The organism is Aquiflexum sp., assembly GCF_041749095.1.
Lineage (GTDB): Bacteria > Bacteroidota > Bacteroidia > Cytophagales > Cyclobacteriaceae > Aquiflexum.
The window spans coordinates 1-1,791 of record NZ_JBGTCA010000018.1; the positions used below are offsets into that span (position 1 = coordinate 1).

At 43.4% G+C, this 1,791-nt stretch carries 1 protein-coding gene; it reads left to right on the forward strand.

Features of this window, described 5'->3' with window-relative positions:
- The coding region (locus ACEW8O_RS01075) for a lactonase family protein (RefSeq protein WP_373492771.1) at positions 1 to 1,079 on the forward strand (1,079 nt) is incomplete at its 5' end.
- Between the last annotated feature and the right edge of the window lie 712 nt (positions 1,080 to 1,791).

The window sequence follows — 1,791 nt, forward strand, 5'->3', positions numbered from 1 at the left end:
TAAAAGAAATCCTCTATGTTGGCACCTATACAGAACGGGACAGTGAAGGCATCTATGTTTTTGAATTTGACAAGGCTGAGGGGAAGTTGACGATTGTCCAAACTATCTCGGACAGGGATAGCCCAACTTACTTGGACATCCATCCCAATGGTGGATATTTATATGCTGCAAACAGGCAGGGAACAATGGAGGATCCGGATGAAGGATCAGTCAGCACATTTCAGATCAACCAAAAAACCGGGGAATTAAAACACATTGGAACAGTTTCCTCAGGAGGTGTCAGTCCCTGCCATATCAGCGTGGATCCAAAAGCCAGGGCCATTTATGTATCCCACTATGCAAGCAGTCATATTAGTGTTTTTTCTCTCCATAAAAAAGGTCATGTCGGACCATTGGTTTTTTCCAAAAAGTTTAAAGGAAGCAGCATCAACCCGGACCGTCAGAAAGAATCCCATTTGCATTCGATCATACCAAGTGATGATGGGAAGTATATTTATGCATCTGACCTGGGAACTGACCTGATCCACCAATTTGGCGTAAATGGAAAATCAAAAAAGTTGAAGGTAGAACATCTTGATTCGGCACAGGCAAAACCCGGTGCAGGGCCAAGACACTATTCGATCCATCCAAGCGGGCAATTTGCCTTTTCAGTTGAAGAATTGGGTTCTACGGTTGCGATGTATTCGATTGATCCAAAAACGGGGGGATTGGCCTTCAAAGACAGGGCTAACATGATCGTGCCGTCTGACAATTTTAGTGGGAGCAATACTGCGGCAGACATCCAAATCACACCCGACGGTAAATTTGTCTATGCCTCAAACCGCGGTTTGGATAATATTGCGATTTTCAGTATTGATCAAAATGCAGGGAAAATCAAATATATAGGCCAGGAATCCAGTCATGGAAAGCACCCCAGAAGTTTTGCAATGGACAGGTTTGGTGAATACCTTTTTGTCACCAACAGGGATACGGATAATCTTGTGATCCTAAAAATCGACAAAGACTCAGGAATGCTCAGTAAAACAGGAATTGAGGTAAAGGTGCCGGGTGCTGTGGTGGTGAAGCAGGGTTTGTTTTGAATGTCTTGTTTTAGTTTCTCGGCTTTGTTGAAAAAATATTTACACCGTTCGGGTCTGACTGATGATAAAGTTAGGGAAGTTTGATCCTTTCAGGGTCATTGGGGAATTATTTAAGATTTCTTTATCCACGGGTTTCACCCGCGGTTATTGAGAGGTTAGACCCTTTCAGGGTCATTATGTCACCATTTCAGCTAACGAAACGACCATGAAATGGCCGAATTTTTCAATAGCCCTAGGTGAAAACTAGGGTAAAGGTAATTGATGTTAGGTGGCAACAACCCTGAAAAGCCTGTCCCGAGAATCGGGGGGTTGAAAACGACTGCACCTGAGCCAATTTGGATCATCTTCCTGACGTCAGGAAAATGGTTGGAAACTTCTCATCCGGCATTAGCGCATGCTGCTTTGGATTAGTCATTACCCTTTTCGAATTTCTCCCTTTTGTTGTAGCTATCACGTCCTGAATTTACTTGACACTTTTTTCATTGCTTTTCCTTTGTTTCAACCCCTCATCTTTCACCTAAAGAGATTGCCACGTCGCACGAAGGACTGTTAAAAATATCAAAATTTCCCAAGTGCTCCTCGCAATGACGCACCACCTTGTCCTTCCTTCCCTACTTTCCAACTTGCATATAACTTTCACCCCTCCCATCTCCTCAACCTCCTCTTTAACTCCTGATTATCCTCCTGTAATCTTTCAACTTTCTCCAAGAGA